Below are 20,605 nucleotides of genomic sequence, written 5' to 3'. Positions count from 1 at the left end.
ATGACGTTCGACGCGAATCCGATCGGTCTCAGAGAGGCGAGCCGTCGCGCTGGCCGAGCCCCGCATCGTGGGCGCCAAGCTCGGCAGGCCACGCGGCGAAGGTTGCGGTCACAGGGGGTGGGGGAGCGAGCGAGGTGACGCTCGCGTTGGTGGCGGACGGGAAGAGCGACCCGTTCTCCGCCGCCCACGTGACCGCGCCGGCCGTCGCCGCCACGAGTCCTGCGAAGAAAAGGCGCGCCTTGGTCCGCTCGCTTCGATGGCGCGAAGGGATGGTGCTTCGCGGCGCGGGATCCGCGGAAACCGCCGTCTCGACCTCGGGCATCTTCGGCGGCCCGGGGATCACGAGGCTCATCGGCGTTCCGACGACGAGACTCGCTTCCGACAAACGCGTGTCTGGGGGAATCGTCGGCAGCCAGTCGGGGTACGCTGCGCGCCAGGCGTGCTGCATCGCGCGCATGTCCGCCCAGCGTTCGGCGCGTCGGAAACGAAGCGCACGATCCACGACCTCGACGATGGCCGGAGGCAGGTCGGGGGCCACGGTGGCGAGCGAACGAGCGGGCGTCGACGCGGTCGCGAGCACGATGGCGCGCGAGTGCTTGCCTTCGTGAACGGTCTGACCCGTGAGGACGTAGAAGAGGAGCGCGCCGAGCGCCCAGACGTCCGAACGCGCATCCATGCGCTCGGAGAAGCCGAGGGCTTGCTCCGGAGGCATGAACGAAGGTGTTCCGACGAGGAGAGCCTCTGCGCGTTCGGCGGACGCGCCCATCTCGCGCGCGAGGCCGAAGTCGATCAGTTTGATGGCCCCATCGCGGCCCAAGAGGACGTTGTCGGGCTTGAGGTCGCGATGCACGATGCCCGCGTCGTGGAGCGCCGCCAGCGCCGACATGAGCGCATCGCCGACGGCGATCGCTTCGTGCAGCGGAAGCCGACCACCGCGCGCCTCTCTCCGCTCTTCGAGCGTGGGGCCATCCACGAGCTCGAGCACGAGAAATCGGCATCGGTCTTCGGTTACGCCGTCGTCGATGACGCGAACGATCCCCGGGTGATCGACCGCGCGCGCGAGACGCGCTTCGTCGAGCAGCTCACGCACCGCGTGTTCGTCACGGGCGCGCGATGCATGGAGCATCTTGATGGCGGCGCGAGCGCCGCGTTCGTGGGTTGCGGAGTAGATCGACGAGGTCGAACCCTTCCCCAAGAAGCCATCGATGCGCCACTTCCCACCGACGACGACGCCGAATCTCCGCTCGTCTTCTCTGGAACGACGAGTCGTATGGGACATCACGGTGAAGATAGCTCGACGCTAGGCGTCTGGCAGCAACGACCACGTGACGGGACAGCAGAATTTTTTGTGTGGTTTCGAGTAGGTGCAGCGGGGCCGTGGGCCGCGCCGAGCGTGTTTGCGACAAATAGTCGCGAGCTTTGCGCAACCGCCTACGCGAGCATCTCGCGCGGTCTCGCTCCCGACGCCGTTCCCACCGCGTGGGAGAGGGCGAGGGTCATGATCAGCACCGTGCGATAGACCGTGTGCACGTCGTCGACGTCGACCTCGCGCGTCTCTTCGCGCGAATCGCTCGGTTCGAGGGCCGCTTCGAGGTGCTCATTGATGAAACCGAGAACGCCCGGCTGCTCGATCGCCATAACGTCGTCGAGCTCGAGGGGCTCGTTGGCGTGCGCAGCACGAAGTTCTTCTTCGAGCGTGAGCGCGCTCTCGGCGGCCCGCAGCTCGTCTTCCGTCACCTCGGCGAGGCGGCTTCCGAACGCGCGGTCGAACGCCATCCACACGGCGATCGTGAGGAAGTACCCGAGGGCGAGCGCCGTTTGATCGAGCGGGCGCGCGAGCACCTGCGCGGCTTCGTGGGCGAGGGCAGGCTGCGTGTTCTCGAAGCGCCCGAAGGCGTCATCGAGATCCGACTTCGTACGTTGCCCGTTCTCGGCGAGCTCGTCCTCGATGGTATCGAGCACACGACGATCGACGACCGCGTACGGTGGAACAGGACGGATGGCCGCGCCGCGGACCCACATAGCCAGTTCGTTCTAGCACGCCCGAGCCCGTCACGGACGCCGCGAACGCGCCGACCGAAGCACGTGCGCCGTCCATGCGTAGCCGGCTGCCAGGACCGCCCAGCTCAGGAGTACCCCGCGCCCGAGCGGACTGCGTCCAATCGGTACCGCGCCAAATCCTCCTTGATACTGGGCATACGTGGCGCTGACCCCGAGCCGCCGCGCAGTCACTGCGCTCGCCGCGAGCACGACGCCGAGCGCGATGGCCGACGCCGTCAGGAAGCGTGAGCTTCGCTTGGCAATCGCCCACGGTGACGCCAGCGCGAAGCCGAGGGGAATTTGCGCGGCCGCGACGAGGACGAAGGCGAGATCCAGCGCGGACGGAACGCGGTTCCAGCGGACGAGATAGAGGTAAGCCCAATCGCCGTGGAAGGCGGCGAAGTAGCCGACGACGGGCGCGAACACCAGCACGGAGAGCCCGAGCGCGACGAGGAACGGACGAGCAAGGACGAGCGGAACCTCGGAGCGCGCAAGCTCGCTCCGCGCGAGCCACGCGAGCGTCATCCCCACGAGGAGACCGACGGGAATCGCGAAAGGCAGCGGCATGGCGCGGCAGACTACTGCGGCGGCCACTTGCATGGACCGTGAATTTCGGGGCCCACGATGGGCGAGGGCCCCGAATCCACGGTCCTTTGCACAAGTCTGTCGCGATCTCCGTTTGACTTTTCAAATCAGCGCAACCGAGTTGCGCTGTAGAGCACCGAACCGTTCGCGGACCGAGTATTTCCGTCCGGTTCCGAGCCGAGCGACGAAGCGCGGCGACGGAAATTGGCAACAAAGAGGACAAGCGGACAAGCGGACGGGCGGACAGGAGCAATCGGTCGAGTGCTCTCGAGGTCTCGGCAGCGGAGCCAGCCCATTTTTGCGCTTCGAACCGGAGAACGGGGCTACGGTCGCGCCCGAGTCGACCCGACCCACGGTTTCTCGTCCCATGCTAAAGAGCGCGCGTGGACGAAGCTCGACTCAAGGATCTGCTCGCGCGCGTACGAGCCGGCGGTACGCCGATCGAAGATGCGTTGACGGAGTTGCGGCAGCTGCCGTTCGCCGATCTCGGCTTTGCGCACGTCGACCACCATCGCGCGATCCGTCAGGGCGTTCCGGAGGTGATCCTCGGGGAAGGCAAGACGGCGGCGCAGATCGTGGCGATCGCGAAGGAGCTCGCGCGCACCGGCCAGAACGTGCTCGTCACGCGCGTCGACGACGCGAAGGCGGCGGTCGTCGTGAGTGAGATCGAGGGGATGAAACACTCCCCGATGGCGCGCACCTGCACGCTCGAGCGCTCGCCCATCGTCCCTCTCTCGGACACCAAGGTCGCCCTCGTCAGCGCGGGAACCAGCGATCTGCCCGTGGCCGAGGAATGCGCCGAGACCATGCGCATGCTCGGCGTCACCTTCGACCGCATCTTCGACGTCGGCGTGGCGGGCCTTCACCGCCTGCTCCACAAGCGCCCGCTCCTCGAGGAGGCCGGCGTCATCATCGTCATCGCGGGCATGGAGGGCGCGCTCTCCAGCGTCGTCGGCGGTCTTGTCGACGTGCCGGTCATCGCCGTCCCGACGTCGGTCGGCTACGGCGCGGCATTCCACGGCCTTGCGGCGATGCTCGGCATGCTCACGAGCTGCGCTTCGGGCATCACGGTCGTCAACATCGACAACGGGTTCGGCGCGGCCTTTGCGGCGGTGCGCATTCTCCGGGCACGCGCCCGCGCCGCGCGGAGCACGCCGTGAGCGCGAAAAAGAAGAAGATCAAAGGCGCGAAGACGCACGGCCACGTCCACGCGCACGCGCACGGTCACGCCGACGGCACCGTGCACGCGCACGAACACGGGCACGAACATGCCCATGCTCACGCGCATCACGATCACGCCCACGCCGACGACGAGCTCCATGCGCACGGCGCAGGCCATGATCATGAAGACGAGCACGGCCATTCGCATGCTCATGGACACGCGCATCCTCATGATCATGCGCATGCTCACGGACATGATCACGATCACGAGCACGGCCACGCTCATGGGCATGGACACGTGCACGCGCACGGGGGGAGCCGCGAGGGTCTGAAGCTCGGTGCGGGGCATGGAAAGACCCTGTTCTTCGATGCTCCGAGTGGGCTCGCGGGGGACATGATCATTGCGGCGCTCGTCGACCTCGGGGTACCCGAGAAGGTCGTCACCAACGCCGTCGCGCTGCTTCCGCTGAAGGGCTTTCACGTGCACTTCGGTACGCGTGAGCGCAGTGGGATCGTCGCGACCGCGTTCGACGTTCACGTCGACGGGAAGCAGCCGGAGCGGACCTACGGGGCCATCCGCAAGATGCTCGATGCGTCCAAGCTTCCGCGCGGGGTGAAAGAGCGGGCGCAGGCCACGTTCCGGAAGCTCGCCGAGTCGGAATCGCGGGTTCATCGCATGCCGATCGACGACGTGCATTTCCACGAAGTCGGTGCGGTCGATGCCATCGTCGACGTGGTCGGAAGCGCGGCGGCCCTCGAGTATCTCGGTGCGCGCGTCGTCGTGTCGCCGCTTCCGATGGGCCACGGTTGGGTGAAGGCGCGTCATGGCGTGCTGCCGCTCCCGCCGCCTGCGGTCGTCGAGTGCTTGCATGGACTGCCGACCTACGACGGCGGCCTCGCGTTCGAGTTCGTCACGCCCACCGGCGCTGCGATCGTCGCGGCGCACGCAGAAGGCTCCGCGCAATGGCCGGCGATGGCCCCCGAGCGAACCGGATGGGGCGCGGGCACCGCGAACCTCCGCGACCGACCGAACCTCCTTCGTGTGGTGCTCGGCGAAGCGACGTCGATGGTGCCGACCACGACGCACGCCGTGCTCGAGGCGAACATCGACGATGCGACCGGCGAGCTCCTCGGTCATTGTATCGACGCGCTTCTCGCCGAGGGCGCGCTCGATGCGTGGGTCGTCCCGATGACCATGAAGAAGGGGCGTCCGGCGTTCCAGCTCTGCGCGCTTGCTCCGCTCGCGCAGGCCGACGACATCGCCGCCGTGATGCTGCGCGAGAGCACGACGATTGGCGTCCGCCGTCACGAGGTCGCGCGCGTGACGAGGCCCCGGCACGTCGAACACGTCGCGACGCCGTACGGGACGATCCCCGTCAAGGTCGCGGCCGGCCCGTTTGGTCCTCCGTCCCGCAAGCCGGAATTTTCGGCATGCCTAGCGGCCGCGCGCGAGCACGACGTGCCCGTGCGCGCCGTCCTCGAAGCCGCCATCGCGGCGATCGGCGCTGCCCCGCAACCGAAGGCTCTCCCGCCCACGGCAACGACGGTTCCGAAGCGGAAGGTGAAGGCTTCGAGCGGCGAGAAGAAGCGTCCTCGCCCACGCGCACGCGCTTCCTGAAGTGCGTTGCGGGCTGGCAGAGCTAGCTTTTTTTGGCGCAGTGCCCCATCGCCTTCGGCTCTTTCGCCTTTCCGCGGTTCTCCGATATGCTGCCGGGGCCCGTTGGACAATCCGACGTGACGCCTCAGGAGCGACGAATGAATCCGTGTCCGCAGTGCGGTGCGACCCCTCAGCCGACGGACAAGTTCTGCAACATTTGCGGGACCCCGACCGCCCAGCCAGGCTTTGGCGCCCCCGGAGGTTTCGCGCCTCCTCCCGCGCAAGGTGGCTTCGGTGCTCCGCCGCCGAACGCCTACGGCGCTCCTGCGCCCGGTCAGGGCGCGCCGCTGCGTTGTCAGATGGGTCACGACATTGCTCCGGGCCAGAGCTACTGCCCGCACGGTCACCCCATCGCGCTCGACGCGATGCCGTTCGCCAATGACCAGTACGGCGGTGGCTACGGCCAGCCGCAAGGTGGCTTCCCCCCGCCGCAGCCGCAGTACGGTCAGCAGCCGGGGTTTGGCGCGCCTCCTCCGCAGCCGGGGTTCGGCGCTCCGGCGGGCATGCCGGGCTACGCGCCTGATCCCGTGCAGCAGGGATATGGTCAACCATATCCGGATCCCAACGCGCAGTACGGTGGCTACGGCCAGCCCCAGGGCGGATTCCCGCCCCCGCAGCAGCCCTTCGGTGCGCCTCCGCAGCAGCCGTTCGGCGCTCCTCCGCCGGCGCAAGGCTATGCCCCGCAGCCTGGCTTCGGCCCGCCGGATCAGCAGGGATTCGGCGCCCCCCCGCCGCCCGCTCCGCAGGCCGCTGGCTACGGCGCGCCTCCCACGCCCGCCGCCGCTCCTCCGCTGAATCTCCCGCCGAACGCGCTCCGTGGCTTCCTCGTCGCGTACCAAGCGAACACGCAGGGTGACTTCTGGCCGCTCCAGGGCGGACGCAAGACGGTCGGCCGTGCGAATTCGGGCGAGCAAGTGGACATCCCCCTGTCCGACGCGACGATTTCGTCCCGCCACGCGGCGCTCGTCGTCGACGCGACGGCCGGCACGATCACCGTCGAAGACACGGGCTCGACGAACGGCACGTTCGTCAACGAAGAGCACATTGGCTTCAACGGTAAGCGCGACCTTCGTGACGGTGACAAGGTCCGCTTCGGCGGCTTCACGACCATCGTGAAGATCGTCACGCGCGTCTGAACTGGCGCTTTTCAGCCCTTCGAGCGCACACCCACACGAGAGCGAGGCCGCTGCCCAGCGCAAGCGGACCTCGCTCTTTTCGTTGGCGCTGCCCCATTCCTGATCGCGCTCCGCGTTCTGTAGTACGCTGCGCTCGCTTTTGCGCCGCGTGTCCGCCCGTCGGCATGCGGGAAAGGTCGAGCCTTTCGAAATGAGCAAGCGAACATTACCGAACGCCTCGTGTCTCAGCCGCCCCGGCCGCCCCAGCCGCCCCAGCCGCGCCCGTCGTGAATCACGCCAGTCCTCCCTCTGGACGGCGCTCGTCGTGCTCCTGGGAACGCTGTCCTTCGCGACGTCGGCCAGCGCCGCGCCGAAGGCCAACATCCTCCGCATCGATCCGCGGGCGGGTATGGCCGGGCAGCAGCCGCTGCTCACGACGGTCGTCGAAGTCGTGCAGTTCTCGCCGATGAGCGAGGTCGTCACGAATGCCGGCTGCGGCCAGCAGAAGGGCAACCCGCTCCTCGACTGCATCTCCGAAGCGGTGGAGAAGCCGAACGTCCTCTGGAAGGCGTTCCCGTTCTCCGAGGCGAACGCCCGCTTCACGGTGCGCGTCGACGGCAGCGACCTTCCCGCGAAGTTCGACAGCAAGGCGCAGTGGTCGCAGGCCGGCAACGACCCTCTGGTCGGCACGGCGTGGCTCATCGCGCTCGATGCATCGAGCATGATGGGCGCCCGCTACGAGGACGCGCGTCAGGTCGCGAACCAGTTCATCGGCACGATGGGCAAGAACGACATCGCGAAGCTCATCATCTTCGACGATCGCATCAGCCCGTACGTCGCCAACTCGTCGTGGGTTCCCGCGGCGCAGAAGGCGACGCTCGTGAACATCCTGAACGCGAACCCGAGCACGTCGCCTTCGCACCAGCGCGGCCGCCCGCTGTTCAACCAGATCAAGAGCATCACGCAGTCGTTCGGTGACATCGGCAACTCGGGCGCGATTCAGAGCGTTCCGATGCACCAGGCGATGGTCTTCCTGTCGAACGGCGCGGGCCGTGAAGACGCGGGCAGCGCGGCGGTCAGCGCCGAGGCCATGAAGCAGTACTTCAACAATGGCCGCTTCCCCGAGAACAACCCGCTTGCGCCGAAGACGCCGCTGCCGGTCATCTCGATCTTCTTCCCGAACTCGGGAGGCCTGACGAACGATCTGTATGCGTCGAACGACATGCAGTTCATGCAGGATCTCGCGAACGTCGAGATCGGCGGCTTCTTCGACATCGTGCGCACCGGTCAGGGCGTGACGAAGGCCACCAAGATTCTTGGTCTCGTCAAGTCGCGCTTCAACCAGATGTGGGTCGTCAAGTGGCGCCTCGGCTGCCTCGCGACCACGCCGGAACAGTCGTTCAATCTGTTCTTCCAGAACGTCACGCCCATGATCGGACCCGACGGGTCGTTCAAGGACGTGCCGATCGGCGTCGACCCCACCGCCTGGCCGCTCAACATCAACGTCGCGCAGACGCAGGCCGAGGCCGCCCAGAACCCCGTCCACCCGGGCGGTACGTTCCGCGTCTACGGTGACTTCTGCTGGGCCGGCGACAAGAGCCGCGCCGAGGCGTACTTCGTTCCCGCCGGCACGAAGCCGGACACGAACGTCAATCGCAACGATCCCGAGGTGGCCAAGGCCGCCATGGCGAACCTCATCGCCCAGAACATGCGCGGCGGTGCGCTCGAAACGAGCGAGACGTTCGCCGTCTTCAACGTCCCCGACGAGGATAAGATCATCGAGGGCTCGGGCGAGACTGCCGTTACACGCGTCGTCCTCTACGACAACAGGGCAAAGCGCGGAAGCGGTGTCACCGCCGAGACCGTGCTCTCGCTGAAGGCCGGCAAGAAGCCGCTCAACCTTCCGATCATCCTCGGCGCCGCCGGCATCGTCGTCGTCATCCTGCTCCTCCTCGTCGTGCTCCTGCGCGGTGGCGGCGGTGGCAAGGGTGGCAAGCGCGCGAACCAGCCCCCGCCCCAGCCGGTCGTCGCCGGTGGCGGTGCACCGCCCTACGGTGGTGGGGGCTACGGTGGCGGCGGCTACGGTGGTGGCAACCAGCCTGGCGGTGGCTATGGCGGTGGCAACTACGGCTCGGGCGGCGGTGGCGGTGGCTACGGTGCGTCCGCCGAGGAAGCTCCCGCAGCGGTGTACGGCGCTGCGCCGGCGCCTGTCGCGCAGGCACAGGCCCAAGCTCCTGCGTTCGCGCAGGCGGCCTACGCGCCTCCGGCCCCCGTCCCCCCGTCCCCCGTCCCACCTCCCCCCGAACCGAAAGGAGGTGGCTACCCTTTAGCCGTAGCGGGGGGCGCGCCGGTCGTTCAGGTGCGCTGCCCCGCCTGCAACATGCTCACGATGGCGACGCCTGGTCAGTCGGCGGTGTGCTTCTCGTGCGGTCAGCCTCTGCCGCGCGACCTCGCCTCCGCCGCGTCGGGCGCGGGGCAGGCGTCCTCGCCCGAAGCGTTTCCGCTCACCGGAGCGCTTCCGTCTCCCCTCGAACCTCCGCCTAATCCGTACGGCGCGGTCGGCAATCCGACCGGCGCCACGATCATCGGCGCGGCTGGGCAGTTCGCCATCCGCGCCGGTGTCGAGGTTCGCGTAGGACGTGATCCTGCGCAGTGTCCCATCACGTTGATCGAGCCTCGTGTGAGCGGTGTGCACGCGACCCTCAAGTTCGAGGGTGTGCAGCTCTTCGTTCGCGACGAGAACTCGAACAACGGAACCTACGTCGGCGGCGGGCGCATCCAACCTGCCGTCTGGACTCCTGTGGCATCTGGCGGCACCCTTCGTTTCGGGCCCGTCGAGTTCAGCGTCCGCATCGATTGAGAGGAAAAGCTCGTGACCGAGCGCGCCAACGTTCCTGCCGTCGAGATCGCTTTCCGGACCGACCCTGGTCGTGATCCGGAGAAGCAGGTCAACGAAGACTCGGCAAGGCACGTCGAGACCGCGCTCGGTCTGCTCGCCGTCGTGTGTGACGGCATGGGCGGTCATGCGGGCGGCAAGGAGGCCTCGGAGCTCGCGGTCAAGACGATCGTCGAGCTCGTGCAGAGCGCTCCGCCGATGACCAAGCCGCGCGATGCGCTTCGCGTGGCGATCGAAGAAGCGAATCGACGCGTGTGGTCGATGCCCACCAACGAGAGCGGCCATCGGCCGGGCTCGACCGTCGTCGCCGCGCTCGTCCACCCGGGCGGCGCGGACATCGCCCACGTTGGCGACAGTCGAATCTACCTCGTGCACGCCGGGGCGATCGCGCAGGTGACGAAGGACCATTCGATGGTCCAGCAGATGGTGGAGCACAACATCATCCGCGCCGAGGACGCCGCATCGCATCCCGACGCGAACAAGATTCTGCGCGCGCTCGGCATCGCCAAAGACGTGGAGGTCGAGCTTCGACCGGAGCCGATTCCGTACGTCGCAGGCGACGTGCTCGTGCTTTGCTCCGACGGCCTCAGCGATCTCGTCGGGCCCGCGGAGATCCTCGACACGGCCGGCGGCAAGCCCGCGCAGCAGGCTGCCGGGCAGCTCGTCGACCTCGCGAATGCACGAGGAGGCCACGACAACATCACGGCGATGGTGCTCCGGATGAAGGCCTCGGCGGCCGTCTCCGAGTCGGCGACCCTCGTGAAGACCGTGCAGCTCACGGCGCACGCCGTGCCGCCCGATCGCGCGTCGGGTCCGCGTGGCACGCAGATGGCTCCCGCGCATGCCGCCATGCCTGCGGGTGGAACGCACATGATGCCCGCGGCAACGCCGGTGGGGGGCAATCCTCCCGTGTCCGCGGTCGTCGGTATTCCGCCGGCTCCGAATCGTCCGTCGGAGGCGGGGGCAGGGCGGTCGCGCGCACCGCTCGCCATCGGCATCGGGCTCGCTCTCATCGCGCTCGCCATCGCCGGCGTTCTCGTGTGGACGCTCAACCAGCCCAAGCACGTCAACGTTCCGATCGTCGCGAACGACGCTGGCATGCGCGACGCCGCGGCGTCGACCGACTCGAACGAGGACGCAAGCGTCACCACCGACGTCACGCCCGTACCGCCGCTCACGAGCCCGAGTGGGAGCGCGGCGAAGTGGTGGCTCGATCCGGATGCGTCGCCTCCGAACGGCGAGCCCCGCGAATGTGCTCGAGCTCGCTGGGCCAAAAAGGCCGGCAAGCCCGCGAACCTCGTCGAAACCTACGAAAAGGCGTGTCGTGCGGCCGGCGGAAGCCTCTGAGCCGAAAGGACCGTAAGAGAACGACGGCTCGGGCGTCTGCACGGGCATGATGGCAGCCCTTCCGATGCAGTCCCCCTCGCTCAACGCGTCCGACGTTCCCGAGACGCGGCTCGATCTCCCGGTCGAGGGGATGACGTGTGCGGCCTGCGTTCGGCGCGTCGAAAAGGCCTTGAACGACGTCGGCGGCGTTCGCTCGGCGCAGGTGAACCTCGCCACGCGGCGCGCCACGGTCACGTTCGGTGAAGGCGCGACGACCTTCGATGCTCTTGCCGCGGCTGTCGCCAAGGCCGGCTACGAGCTCGTGCGTCCCGCGCCGGTCGAAGAGACCAAAGAGGCGAGCGAGCCCGAGGAGCGCGAGCAGCGTGAGCTCCGCCGATCGGTCACTTTCGCGGCCGTGCTCACCGTTCCGCTCCTCGTCGTGGCCATGTCGCACGGGCTCTGGCCATGGACGACGACGCTGCCCGGGCGCTGGTTGCAGTTCCTGCTCGCCACCCCCGTCGTCTTCGGGCCAGGCCGACGCTTCTTCCGCCTCGCGTGGATCGCGCTCGCGCATCGCGCCGCGGACATGAATACGCTCATCGCGATCGGAACGGGGGCCGCGTGGATCTATTCGACCGTCGCGCTCGTCGCGCCCGGTGTGTTTCCCCACGCGTCGCACGGTCTCGTCCCGCACCTCTACTTCGAAGCCGCGGCGGCGATTCTGACGTTCGTCCTGCTCGGCAAACTGCTCGAGACTCGGGCTCGCAAGCACCTCGCGGACGCCGTGAAAGGCCTCGTCGCGCTCGCACCGAAGACCGCGCATCGCCTGCGCGGCGACATCGAGGAAGACGTGCCCTCCGCGACGCTCCTGCCTGGCGATACGATTCTCGTACGCCCCGGTGAACGATTGCCCGCGGACGGCGAGGTCGTGCGTGGACGCTCGGCGGTCGACGAGTCGATGCTGACCGGCGAGAGCCTTCCTGTCGACAAGACCGAGGGCTCGCCAGCCTTCGGTGGAACGCTCAACCAGAGCGGCGCGCTCACGGTGCGTGTGACGAAGACGGGCAAGGAAGGCGCTCTGGCACGCATCATCGAGGCCGTCGAGCAGGCGCAAGGCTCCAAGGCGCCCATCGCCCGGCTCGCCGATCGCGTCAGTGCCGTGTTCGTTCCCGTGGTGCTCGCGATCGCGGCGGTGACGTTCGCGGTCTGGCTCGCGCTCGACCCGACCTCCCAGGGCGTGGCGACGGCCATCGAGCGCTTCGTGGCGGTGCTCGTCATCGCATGCCCGTGTGCGCTCGGACTTGCCACGCCTGCGGCGGTGGCCGTGGGAACCGGTCGCGGTGCAGAGCTCGGCGTGCTCGTGAAGGGTGGCGCGTCGCTCGAGGCCGCGAGCCGCGTGAACCTGGTGCTCTTCGACAAAACCGGCACGTTGACGACGGGCAAACCAACCCTCACGGACGTGGTGAGCGTGACGGGCGAGGGGAGCGACGAGCTTCTCGCGCTTGCCGCGAGTGCCGAGTCGTCGAGCGAGCATCCTCTCGCGCGCGCGGTCGTGACGGCTGCGCGAGAAAAGACGCTCGCCATCGCGCCCTCGTACGACTTCCGTAGTGTCGTGGGAGCTGGCGTCGAAGCGACGATCGGTGATGCACGTGTTCGCGTCGGCACGGCCGCGTGGCTGCGCGATGGCGGAGTCGATCCCGAGCCGCTTGCGCGCGAGGCCGAGAACCTCGCCCGCCAGGGTCGGACGCCGTTCTTCGTCGCACGCGCCGATCGGCTCGCGGGGCTCGTTGCCGTCGCCGATCGCCCGGCGGCTGAAGCCGCGCCCGCTCTCGCGGATCTCCGGGCGATGGGCATCGACACCGCGATGATCACCGGTGACCGTAGGAGCACGGCCGAGGCCATCGCGTCCGAGCTCGGCATCGCGACCGTGTTCGCGGAGGTTCGCCCCGAAGACAAAGCACGCATCGTGTCCGAGCAGCGCGCGAAAGGACACGTCGTGGCGATGGTCGGCGACGGCATCAACGACGCGCCCGCTCTCGCGGGAGCGCACGTGGGCGTGGCCATCGGTTCCGGGGCCGACGTCGCGGTCGCCGCGGCGGACGTCGCCCTTCTGCGCGGCGGCATCGGTGGCCTCGTCACGGCGCTGCGCCTCGGGCGCGCGACGTTGCGCACCATCCGCCAGAACCTGTTCTGGGCGTTCGTCTACAACGTCGTCGGCATCCCCATCGCCGCCGGCCTGCTCTACCCGTGGACGGGCTGGCTCCTTTCGCCGGTCATCGCGAGCGCAGCCATGTCTCTGTCCAGCGTCTCCGTGCTCACCAATTCCCTGCGCCTTCGTCGCTTCGCTCTGTAAGAAATCGGGCGCGTCTGCGTCTGCCTCCTCGAAACAGCGCACCGCGCCTGCCACGAAAGTCGAGAGCTACCTACATGAGTACGAACAAGGCTACCGTCCTCGATGTCCAGGGAATGTCCTGCGCGTCGTGTGTTCGCCACGTCAACGCGGCGCTTCGCGAGCTCGATGGGGTCGAATCTGTCGACGTCGAGCTTGCGGTTGGGCGAACGAGTAAGGTTCGCGTGCAGCACGACCCCTCGAAAGTCGCCGTGACGGCCCTCATCGGCGCCGTCGAAGAGGCCGGTTATTCCGCGAAGGAGGTGGCGTGATGAAGCTCGGTCGTATCGCTCGCTCACGGCTCCTCGGAATGGCGCTCCCGCTCGCGGCCTGCTCTCTCGGCCCCGCGCCGGTTTCGGCGTCGCCGCATGATCCGTCGAACCCCCATGCTGCCGAGGGAAGCACGCCGGCGGTTTCCACCGTTCAGGCGCGAAATGAAGCGCACCCCCACGAGCACGCGCACGGCGGGCATTCGCACGACGCCCATTCTCACGATACGGGGGGCGCCGAATTGGCTTCAGCCGAAGGGGGCCGTGGGGAAACGGGCACGACCGGCGACGCCGCCGTGACGTACGCGTGCCCCATGCACCCGGAAGTGACCTCGAGCACACCGGGCGTATGTCCCAAGTGCAACATGCGCCTCGTCCCCGCGAAATAGCCGCTCGTAGGTGGGGAGGCCCCGCTGCGTCACGCCTGTGCTGACGCGCCTGGCGACGCTTGGCGACCGGTCACCGGGCTGAATTTCGACGCTTCTCCATGCGACTCGGGCGCGCGTTGGGAGGACGGCCGGGTTAGGATGGCCGCCTCATGATTCCCGGCTTCGGCAAGGAACAAGTCTCGATCGGCAGTGCACCCGACAACGACGTGGTGCTCAACGGGCCCGGCGTCGCTCCTCGTCACGCGAGGATCGTCAAGCAAGGCAACCAGCTCGCCTTCCTCGATGGAGGCGCCGGCCCCTCGACGGCGAACGGCGCGCCTGTGGCGCCGAACCAGCCGGTGCCCTTCGACTTCCGCACCCCGTTCGTTCTCGGTCAGGTCCCCCTACCGCTGTCGCACCCCGCCATCGTGATGATGGCGATGGCGCGCGGTCAGCTGAGCGCTCCCCCGGGGCACCTGATTATCGGCCGTGAAGCGGCGACCGCCACGCTCGTCATCGCCAACGCGGCGGTCAGCGCGACGCACGCGACCGTGATGATGGACCGCATGATGGTGCAGGACTCCGGCTCCACGAGCGGCACCTACGTCGGCGGTCAGCGCATTCCGCCGAACCAGCCCGTGCCGCTCGATCCGAACGGCGTCGTCGCGTTCGGGCCGATTCCGATTCCCGTGCCGCTGCTCGGTCAGATCGCGCAGTCGTTCGCCGGCGGCGGAGCTCCGACGGGCGCGCACGGGCATGCTCCCGGTGGCGCGCCTGCCGCGGGCGGTGGCGGTGGCGGTGGCGGTGGCGACCATGCGCCCCGCAAGCACCGTACGGTCATCGGCGAGCTGAAGCTCGACCAGCTCCAGGGCGGCGTGATCTCCATCGGACGAACGCCGGAGAACAAGATCGTCGTCCCGCACCCGCAGGTCTCCGCGCGTCACGCGCAGATCATCGACCAGGGCGGGACGCTCTTCCTCGAAGATCTCGGGAGCGGCAACGGTACTTTCGTGCGCGGCCAGCGCCTCGCGAAGGGCCAGCGCGTTCAGGTCTCGAACGGGGAGAAGGTCTACATCGGCCCGATGCCGGTGTTGATCCATATCGCCGGCCAGCAGGTCAACGTCGTCGTCGAAGATCAGCAGGCCTCGTGGGCAGGCAAGCCGCTCTACGAGATCGAAGCGTGGGACCTCTTCCTCGAGGTTCCCGATCGCGACAACAAGGCCCAGATGAAGACCTTGCTCGACCACGTGTCGTTCAAGGCTTTGCCGGGCGACATGATCGCGCTCATGGGTCCGTCGGGCGCCGGCAAGACGACCCTCCTCATGACGCTCAACGGCTACCTGCCGCCCACGAGCGGTCAGGTCCGCATCAACGGCGACGACCTCTACGCCGTCTACGACGCGCTCCGCGGCGTCATCGGCTACGTCCCGCAGGACGACATCGTCCACCCCGAGCTCACGGTCTTCGAGGCCGTGAAGTACTCGGCGCGCTTCCGCCTCCCGAACGACTACTCGGAGGAGGAGATCAACCAGCGCGTCGAGCAGACGCTGCGCGATCTCGGTCTCGAGGGCGTGAAGAACCTCCAGATCGGAAAGCCCGAGAAGAAGGTTCTCTCCGGTGGTCAGCGTAAGCGCGTCAACATCGCGCTCGAGCTCGTCACCGACCCGGTCATCCTCTTCCTCGACGAGCCCACCTCGGGTCTCGCCGCCGACGACACGACCGCGCTCATCAATCTCTTGCACGATCTCACGAAGAAGACCGGCAAGACGATCATCATGACGATCCACCAGCCCGCGAAGGACGAATACGAGAAGTTCAATCTCGCGTTCATCATGGGCTACGGCGGTATCCCGACGTACTTCGGTCCTACGGGTCAAGCGAGCTACCGCTTCTTCGCCTCGATCATCGAGCGCGAAGGGCCGTATCGGTCGCTGCCACAAGCGCAGAACCGCACGATCGACAACCCGCGCGACATGTTCGACATGCTCAACATCCGTGAGCGTGTCGTGCAGGACCAGATGAAGGCGCGCGACCCGAACGTCTCCCGAAACACCGCCCGACTCGAGGCGGCGAGAGGCTGGCGTTCGGAGTTCATGAACAACCAGAACCCCGTCTTCCAGCAGATGTACTCGGGTCGCCGCGCCGTCGGCACCGAGCCTGCCGCACGCGGTGTTCCTCACCGGCCGGCGGTAGCCCTCATGACGCAGCTCACGCTGCTCATGAGTCGTTACTGGAAGGTGAAGATTCGCGATCGCGCCGGCGCCGCGATCATGTTCCTGCAGGCGCCTGTCATCGGCATCATGCTGGCGTTCGTCTTCGCCGGGCAGCAAGAGAGCGTGCCGTTCTGGTGCCTCGGAGCGCTGCAAGAGCTCGGCAAGAAGGTCCAGGGCAACCAGCAAAGCTCGTCGGACCTCCTCGCGCGCATGCTCACGACGAACGACCACACGGCGGCCATGTTCTTCGTCGTCGTCAGCGCGGTCTGGTTCGGCACGTCGAACTCCGCGCGCGAGATCGTCACCGAACGAGCGATCTACCTGCGTGAGCGCATGGTGAATCTCTCGGTCGTGAACTACGTGTTCTCGAAGTACATCATCCTGACGCTCATCTGCATCTTCCAGTGCACGGTGTTGCTCGGGATCGTGTTCTTCACGCTCGGCTTCCACGGAGGCATCCTGGCCTTCCTCTCCGAGCTGGCCGTCATCATTGCGGTGGCCATGAACGCGACGGCGCTCGGCCTCCTGCTTTCCACGATCGTCGAGTCGGCGGAAGCCGCGATGTCGCTCACGCCGATCGCGCTTATCCCGCAGGTCGTCCTCGGCGGCCTCATGGTGCCGATGACCACGAACCCGATGCTCAAGCCGCTCATGTACATCATGCCGGCGCGCTGGGGCTTCGAGGGGTCGATCGCGCACGAGCGCCTCGCTATCGCCAAGCAGCCGGCATGGCTCATCGATCTTCAGAACCCCACGTTGAACAGCCCGCCCGACTACGTCTTCGGCGGCCACTTCCAGTGCGCGATTGCCCAGATGGGCTCCGACACGCTGAAGGGCGCGTGGGGCTTCGTGAACTACGACCAGGCCTTTTTGCCCATCGCGGTTCTCATGGCGATGACGGTCCTCATGCTCGGCATGCTGCTCGTCATCCTCAAGCGTCGCGATCCGGTCTGACCGTCCACCGCGGCGTGTGATGTGAAGGGCCCTCGTTCGGGGGCCCTTCGCGTTTTGTGCGTCGGCATGGGCATCACTATCGAAAATCGTCGTCGGATCGACCCGGCCGCTCGCCGCCCGACGAAAAAGTCGAGAATCGCCCTTGGGCTGAAATTAACCGGGTGGGCCACCCGACGGAGAGACGGGGCCCATGTACCATCGGGCCGGAGGAGCTTGGACGGCGTGAAAATTCGGAAGATCGGTCGTCGCGTCTTTTGCGGTGGTGCCGTTGCGTTGGCTTCCACGCGGGCCTACGCCGCCGAACCGCCGAGCGACGTGACTGTGGAGGAAGATTTCGACGAGCTCTGGCGAACGCTCGCGGAGCGATATTGCTACTTTGCGGAGAAGACGACCGACTGGCAAAAAGTGAGGACGGTCTATCGACCGCTGGCGATGGCGGCGCGGACGGACGAGGAGTTCGTCGACGTCATGCGCGCCACGCTTGCCGAGCTTTATGACGCTCACACCCATCTGTCGTCGCCGCCCCCGGGAGCTCCTCGTTGGCCCGGATACGACTTGGTCGTCGAGCGCGTGGCCGACGTCGCGCGGATCGTCGCCGTCGAGGAAGGTAGTTCCCCGGCATCGGTCGGACTTCGACCCGGCGATCAGATCCTCGCCATCGACAACGTCGCCATCGCCACCGTGGCCGCAAAGCATATGCCCCGATGTCTCGCACGCCCCGATCCTGCAGCCGAGTCGTATGCGTGGAACGTCGCTGTTGCAGGCCTGACCGGCCAACCTCGGGTGCTGTCGATCCGCGATGCGCAGAACAAGACGACGCGGTCGGTGACGCTCTCGTCGACCGCGAAGACACCCGAGGTGCCGATCTCGTCGAACCTGCTAGATGGTGGTCTCGGTTACATTCGTATCGCGACGTTCGCCAATCGCGATGCCTCGGGTGATTTCGATCGAGCGCTCGCCCAGCTGCGCGAAACCCGAGGACTCATCATCGATGTTCGTCGGAATGGCGGCGGTGATACGGCGGTCGCGCGTCCGATCATGGGCCGCTTCATCACCCAACGAAAGCCGTACGCCAAGATGCGTCGACGCAGCGGCGCGGTCTTGGGGATGCGTGGACCGAATACGTCGATCCGCGCGGGCCATTCACGTATAGCGCGCCGGTCGTCGTGCTCGTCGATCGCTGGAGCGGCAGCATGGCCGAAGGCTTTCCGATGGGCATGCGCGGGCTGGGCCGCGCGCGGATCGTCGGCACGCGCATGGCGGCTCTCGGCGCGGCGGTTTTTGCACTTCGCCTCGATCGAACGGGCGTCCAGGCGCAATACTCCGCCGAACCGGTGTACGACGTCTGGGACGCTCCTCGGTCGCTCTTTCGACCCGACGTCACCGTCAGCGAAGGAGCGGACATTCTCCAAGCAGGCATCGCGGAGCTGCGCCGGTTGCTGCGCGCGTGAAGCCGCGAGGTTGCACTACTTGGCGAGGCGCATGACGCCCGGGCCGGCGGTGCCGCCGTCGGTCTGGGTGGCGCCCGAATTGGTCCAGTAGATACTGACGGCGTCGACGGCGAGGGCCGTCGGACGCCCCTGGCTCGTGGCGATGACCTCGGGGGCAGCGGCGCAGCCAGTGACGGGGCAGCGGAAGATCCGGCCCTGATCGCTTTGTTCGGCGAAGTAGACGTCCGCGCCGTCGGTGGCGAGCGGGCCGATGTTCGTGCCGGCCTTCGGCAGCGCCATGTCGCCGCCGCCGTCACGGAAGACGACGCGCGCGGCCTCGCCGAGGTTCGTGTAGAAGACGCGCTCCCCCGCGACCTTCACGTCGGACAGGAACTGCTTACTCGTGAGCGTGCGGGCTTCGTCGCCCGGCGCAGACTGCCCGCGGACCTGCGACGGGCCGAGCGTGGTCCAGAAGAGTGCCGGACCGTCGACGGCCAAGAACGTCGGCCTCGTCTCGTGGGAGACGCGGTAGGTGACCGTGCCGGTGCACGGCAGATCGCAGGTGCCGATGCCGCCGTCGGGATCGAGCTCCGTCCAGAAAAGAGCGCCCGCGTCGTTGACGAGGAGTGCGCTCGGGACCTGTGCAGCGGTCGCAATCGGGGTGGGGGCGGTCGAGCCGCAGCCGGACTTCGGACACTGGAGGATCGAGCTGTCCCCAATGCGCACGAAGTAGACGTTTTCGCCATGGACGTCGAACCGAGTGCCGAAGCCGGCGTCGTTCGCGTAGAGAACCTCGCTGCCTGCGTCGCCGGCAATCGGCGCACGATGAAGCTCGCCGGTCTCGCTGTTGGTCCAGTAGACGTGGCTGTGGTCGATCGCGATGGCGCTAGGCCCCTCGTTGTCCGAGGCCACGAGGATGGGCTGGCATCGCCCCGAGACGCAGGCGCCGCCGAGGCAGTCGTGCCCGCATCGCCCGCAATGCGCGGGATTTTTGTCGACGTCGACGCACGTGTTGCCGTCGTTGGGGATGGCAGAGTCGGGGAACGAGCTATCGCTCGACGTGACCACGTCGGGACCGGGACCGGCTTCGGCGCCCAGCGAATCGATCGGGTCGAACACGGCGGCTTCGTTGCCGAGGATGGCGTTGCATCCGAGCCACGAGCCGAACGCGGCCCACACGACGACGATCGAGGAAGCGAAACGACGAGCTCTCAAAACGTCCCCGCAGCGACGATGCCCGATGCCGAAGCGCCCACGCGTGTGTGTGCGCGCGGAGCGGTGAACCACAGGACGGCGGCGCCGGCGAGCAGAACGCCGCCGGCGATGAAGCCGGCCGTCGAAAGGTTGCCCGCCGTGCGCGCGGCATTCCACTCCGAAGCGCCGTTTTCGGTGGGGCATCGAAATTGGTACATGTCGGAAGCGCACGCGCTTTCGGCGTTCGAGTGGTGAGAGAGCGCGAGGATGCCGAAGACCGTCCCCACGCCGACCGCGACGACACCCACACCGCCGGTCACGAGCGCGAGCGTTCGCTGGGGCGACGATGGCGCGGGAGTCGTCGGGATGGTGACCGCGGGCCGAGTGTCGACGAGTGGCGGGACATCGAGATCGAGCGTGGTGCTCTCTTTGGCGACGATGGTGGTCTCGAACGTCCGGTGATCGGGGGCCGCCGCCGTCACCCGGTGGGAACCCGGGTCGACGGGCAAGGGCGTCTGCCAGTCCTCACGCGCAAGCGGCGCATCGTCGAGGCGGAGCTCGAGCCCGGGAGCACTCGCTTTCACGACGAGGTGCAGCTTCGCGAGCCGTGGTTCGAGGGCTCGTGCACGCTCATTGGCGCTCTTTTCACGCTCGAATTTGCCGGCCGCCCGTGCGATGGCCGCGACCTTCAAGAATGTCGCGTGCGCACTCGCCGCGCGTCCGAGGTGCTCGTAGCAATCCGCGAGATTGAATTGGGTGCCGACGGCGGGCTCGAGGCGATGGCTCTCTTCGAGCTTCGGGCACGCCTCGTCGTAGCGACCTTTCTCGACGAGGACGCGCGCCTGTTGGAACAGCTCCTCGGCGGACGCGGCCGAGCCGGTCTGGGGGGCATCCGCTGCGAACGCCTCACGCGACGCGGCGAGACAGGAGCAGATGCAGAGCGTAGGAAGAAGGAAGCTCGTCGCGATGGCCCACCGCGAACGCCATCGGGCGCCACTCATCGCCCGG

Annotated in this window: 16 protein-coding genes; 11 read left to right on the top strand and 5 right to left on the bottom strand. The window is 67.6% G+C overall.

Annotated elements, in window-relative coordinates:
* Positions 1-28 precede the first annotated feature (28 nt).
* The 3 genes from AKJ09_RS47970 to AKJ09_RS47960 form a co-directional block, all read right to left on the bottom strand.
* Positions 29-1,279 carry a serine/threonine-protein kinase gene (locus AKJ09_RS47970; protein WP_146654567.1) on the bottom strand — a complete coding sequence of 417 codons (1,251 nt, stop codon included), beginning with the start codon at positions 1,277-1,279 and terminating at the stop codon, positions 29-31.
* 152 nt (positions 1,280-1,431) lie between these two features.
* Positions 1,432-2,022 (bottom strand): hypothetical protein, encoded by a 591-nt coding sequence (locus AKJ09_RS47965; RefSeq protein ID WP_146654566.1) that lies wholly within the window; start codon positions 2,020-2,022, stop codon positions 1,432-1,434.
* 30 nt (positions 2,023-2,052) lie between these two features.
* On the bottom strand, positions 2,053-2,607 hold the full coding sequence (locus AKJ09_RS47960; protein WP_146654565.1) for a hypothetical protein: 555 nt from the start codon (positions 2,605-2,607) through the stop codon (positions 2,053-2,055).
* 401 nt (positions 2,608-3,008) lie between these two features.
* Between AKJ09_RS47960 and larB the strand changes: the two genes are divergently transcribed.
* The 11 genes from larB (at position 3,009) to AKJ09_RS47905 (ending at position 18,515) form a co-directional block, all read left to right on the top strand.
* Positions 3,009-3,785: a nickel pincer cofactor biosynthesis protein LarB gene (gene larB, locus AKJ09_RS47955; protein ID WP_146654564.1), complete on the top strand. Its 777-nt coding sequence runs from the start codon at positions 3,009-3,011 to the stop codon at positions 3,783-3,785.
* A 108-nt stretch (positions 3,786-3,893) separates the two neighbouring features.
* Entirely contained in the window at positions 3,894-4,118 is a 225-nt protein-coding gene (locus AKJ09_RS55370) for a hypothetical protein (protein ID WP_240488880.1), read from the top strand.
* Complete coding sequence (gene larC / locus AKJ09_RS47950; protein WP_240488879.1) at positions 4,085-5,404, top strand: nickel pincer cofactor biosynthesis protein LarC; 1,320 nt, start codon at positions 4,085-4,087, stop codon at positions 5,402-5,404. Before AKJ09_RS55370 ends, larC begins: the two co-directional genes overlap by 34 nt.
* 137 nt (positions 5,405-5,541) lie before the next feature.
* Positions 5,542-6,579 carry an FHA domain-containing protein gene (locus tag AKJ09_RS47945; protein ID WP_146654563.1) on the top strand — a complete coding sequence of 346 codons (1,038 nt, stop codon included), beginning with the start codon at positions 5,542-5,544 and terminating at the stop codon, positions 6,577-6,579.
* 190 nt (positions 6,580-6,769) lie between these two features.
* Positions 6,770-9,418, top strand: a complete 2,649-nt coding sequence (locus AKJ09_RS54580; RefSeq protein ID WP_240488878.1) for an FHA domain-containing protein — start codon at positions 6,770-6,772, stop codon at positions 9,416-9,418.
* Positions 9,419-9,430: 12 nt separating this feature from the next.
* Positions 9,431-10,801, top strand: a complete 1,371-nt coding sequence (locus AKJ09_RS47930; RefSeq protein ID WP_146654562.1) for a PP2C family protein-serine/threonine phosphatase — start codon at positions 9,431-9,433, stop codon at positions 10,799-10,801.
* Positions 10,802-10,850: 49 nt separating this feature from the next.
* A complete protein-coding gene (locus AKJ09_RS47925; RefSeq protein ID WP_146656266.1) occupies positions 10,851-13,133 on the top strand; it encodes a heavy metal translocating P-type ATPase in 2,283 nt (760 codons plus the stop codon).
* Positions 13,134-13,207: 74 nt separating this feature from the next.
* The gene (locus tag AKJ09_RS47920; RefSeq protein WP_146654561.1) at positions 13,208-13,441 is read left to right on the top strand and encodes a heavy-metal-associated domain-containing protein; all 234 of its coding nucleotides are present in this window, start codon (positions 13,208-13,210) and stop codon (positions 13,439-13,441) included.
* Complete coding sequence (locus AKJ09_RS47915; RefSeq protein ID WP_146654560.1) at positions 13,441-13,827, top strand: heavy metal-binding domain-containing protein; 387 nt, start codon at positions 13,441-13,443, stop codon at positions 13,825-13,827. Before AKJ09_RS47920 ends, AKJ09_RS47915 begins: the two co-directional genes overlap by 1 nt.
* A gap of 149 nt (positions 13,828-13,976) precedes the next feature.
* Complete coding sequence (locus AKJ09_RS47910) at positions 13,977-16,973, top strand: FHA domain-containing protein (RefSeq protein ID WP_146654559.1); 2,997 nt, start codon at positions 13,977-13,979, stop codon at positions 16,971-16,973.
* A gap of 66 nt (positions 16,974-17,039) precedes the next feature.
* A complete protein-coding gene (locus tag AKJ09_RS47905) occupies positions 17,040-18,515 on the top strand; it encodes a S41 family peptidase (protein ID WP_146654558.1) in 1,476 nt (491 codons plus the stop codon).
* On the opposite strand, the gene AKJ09_RS47900 is transcribed toward AKJ09_RS47905, so the two are convergent.
* Entirely contained in the window at positions 18,440-19,618 is a 1,179-nt protein-coding gene (locus AKJ09_RS47900; RefSeq protein ID WP_146654557.1) for a hypothetical protein, read from the bottom strand. The two genes, AKJ09_RS47905 and AKJ09_RS47900, sit on opposite strands and share 76 nt — an antisense overlap.
* Positions 19,615-20,598, bottom strand: coding sequence for a tetratricopeptide repeat protein (locus AKJ09_RS47895; RefSeq protein ID WP_146654556.1), 984 nt, complete (start codon positions 20,596-20,598; stop codon positions 19,615-19,617). Before AKJ09_RS47895 ends, AKJ09_RS47900 begins: the two co-directional genes overlap by 4 nt.
* Positions 20,599-20,605: the final 7 nt, after the last annotated feature.

The sequence above is a fragment of the Labilithrix luteola genome (assembly GCF_001263205.1).
Taxonomy (GTDB): domain Bacteria; phylum Myxococcota_A; class Polyangia; order Polyangiales; family Polyangiaceae; genus Labilithrix; species Labilithrix luteola.
This window is presented reverse-complemented; position numbering and strand designations above follow the sequence as displayed.

Excerpts from the sequence above, each read along its gene's own strand:
- AKJ09_RS47970 (WP_146654567.1), bottom strand. The coding sequence starts at position 1,279 with ATGTCCCATACGACTCGTCGTTCCAGAGAAGACGAGCGGAGATTCGGC.
- AKJ09_RS47965 (WP_146654566.1), bottom strand. The coding sequence starts at position 2,022 with ATGTGGGTCCGCGGCGCGGCCATCCGTCCTGTTCCACCGTACGCGGTC.
- AKJ09_RS47960 (WP_146654565.1), bottom strand. The coding sequence starts at position 2,607 with ATGCCGCTGCCTTTCGCGATTCCCGTCGGTCTCCTCGTGGGGATGACG.
- AKJ09_RS55370 (WP_240488880.1), top strand. The coding sequence starts at position 3,894 with ATGCCCATGCTCACGCGCATCACGATCACGCCCACGCCGACGACGAGC.
- AKJ09_RS47945 (WP_146654563.1), top strand. The coding sequence starts at position 5,542 with ATGAATCCGTGTCCGCAGTGCGGTGCGACCCCTCAGCCGACGGACAAG.
- AKJ09_RS54580 (WP_240488878.1), top strand. The coding sequence starts at position 6,770 with ATGAGCAAGCGAACATTACCGAACGCCTCGTGTCTCAGCCGCCCCGGC.
- AKJ09_RS47925 (WP_146656266.1), top strand. The coding sequence starts at position 10,851 with ATGGCAGCCCTTCCGATGCAGTCCCCCTCGCTCAACGCGTCCGACGTT.
- AKJ09_RS47920 (WP_146654561.1), top strand. The coding sequence starts at position 13,208 with ATGAGTACGAACAAGGCTACCGTCCTCGATGTCCAGGGAATGTCCTGC.
- AKJ09_RS47915 (WP_146654560.1), top strand. The coding sequence starts at position 13,441 with ATGAAGCTCGGTCGTATCGCTCGCTCACGGCTCCTCGGAATGGCGCTC.
- AKJ09_RS47910 (WP_146654559.1), top strand. The coding sequence starts at position 13,977 with ATGATTCCCGGCTTCGGCAAGGAACAAGTCTCGATCGGCAGTGCACCC.
- AKJ09_RS47905 (WP_146654558.1), top strand. The coding sequence starts at position 17,040 with ATGGGCATCACTATCGAAAATCGTCGTCGGATCGACCCGGCCGCTCGC.
- AKJ09_RS47895 (WP_146654556.1), bottom strand. The coding sequence starts at position 20,598 with ATGAGTGGCGCCCGATGGCGTTCGCGGTGGGCCATCGCGACGAGCTTC.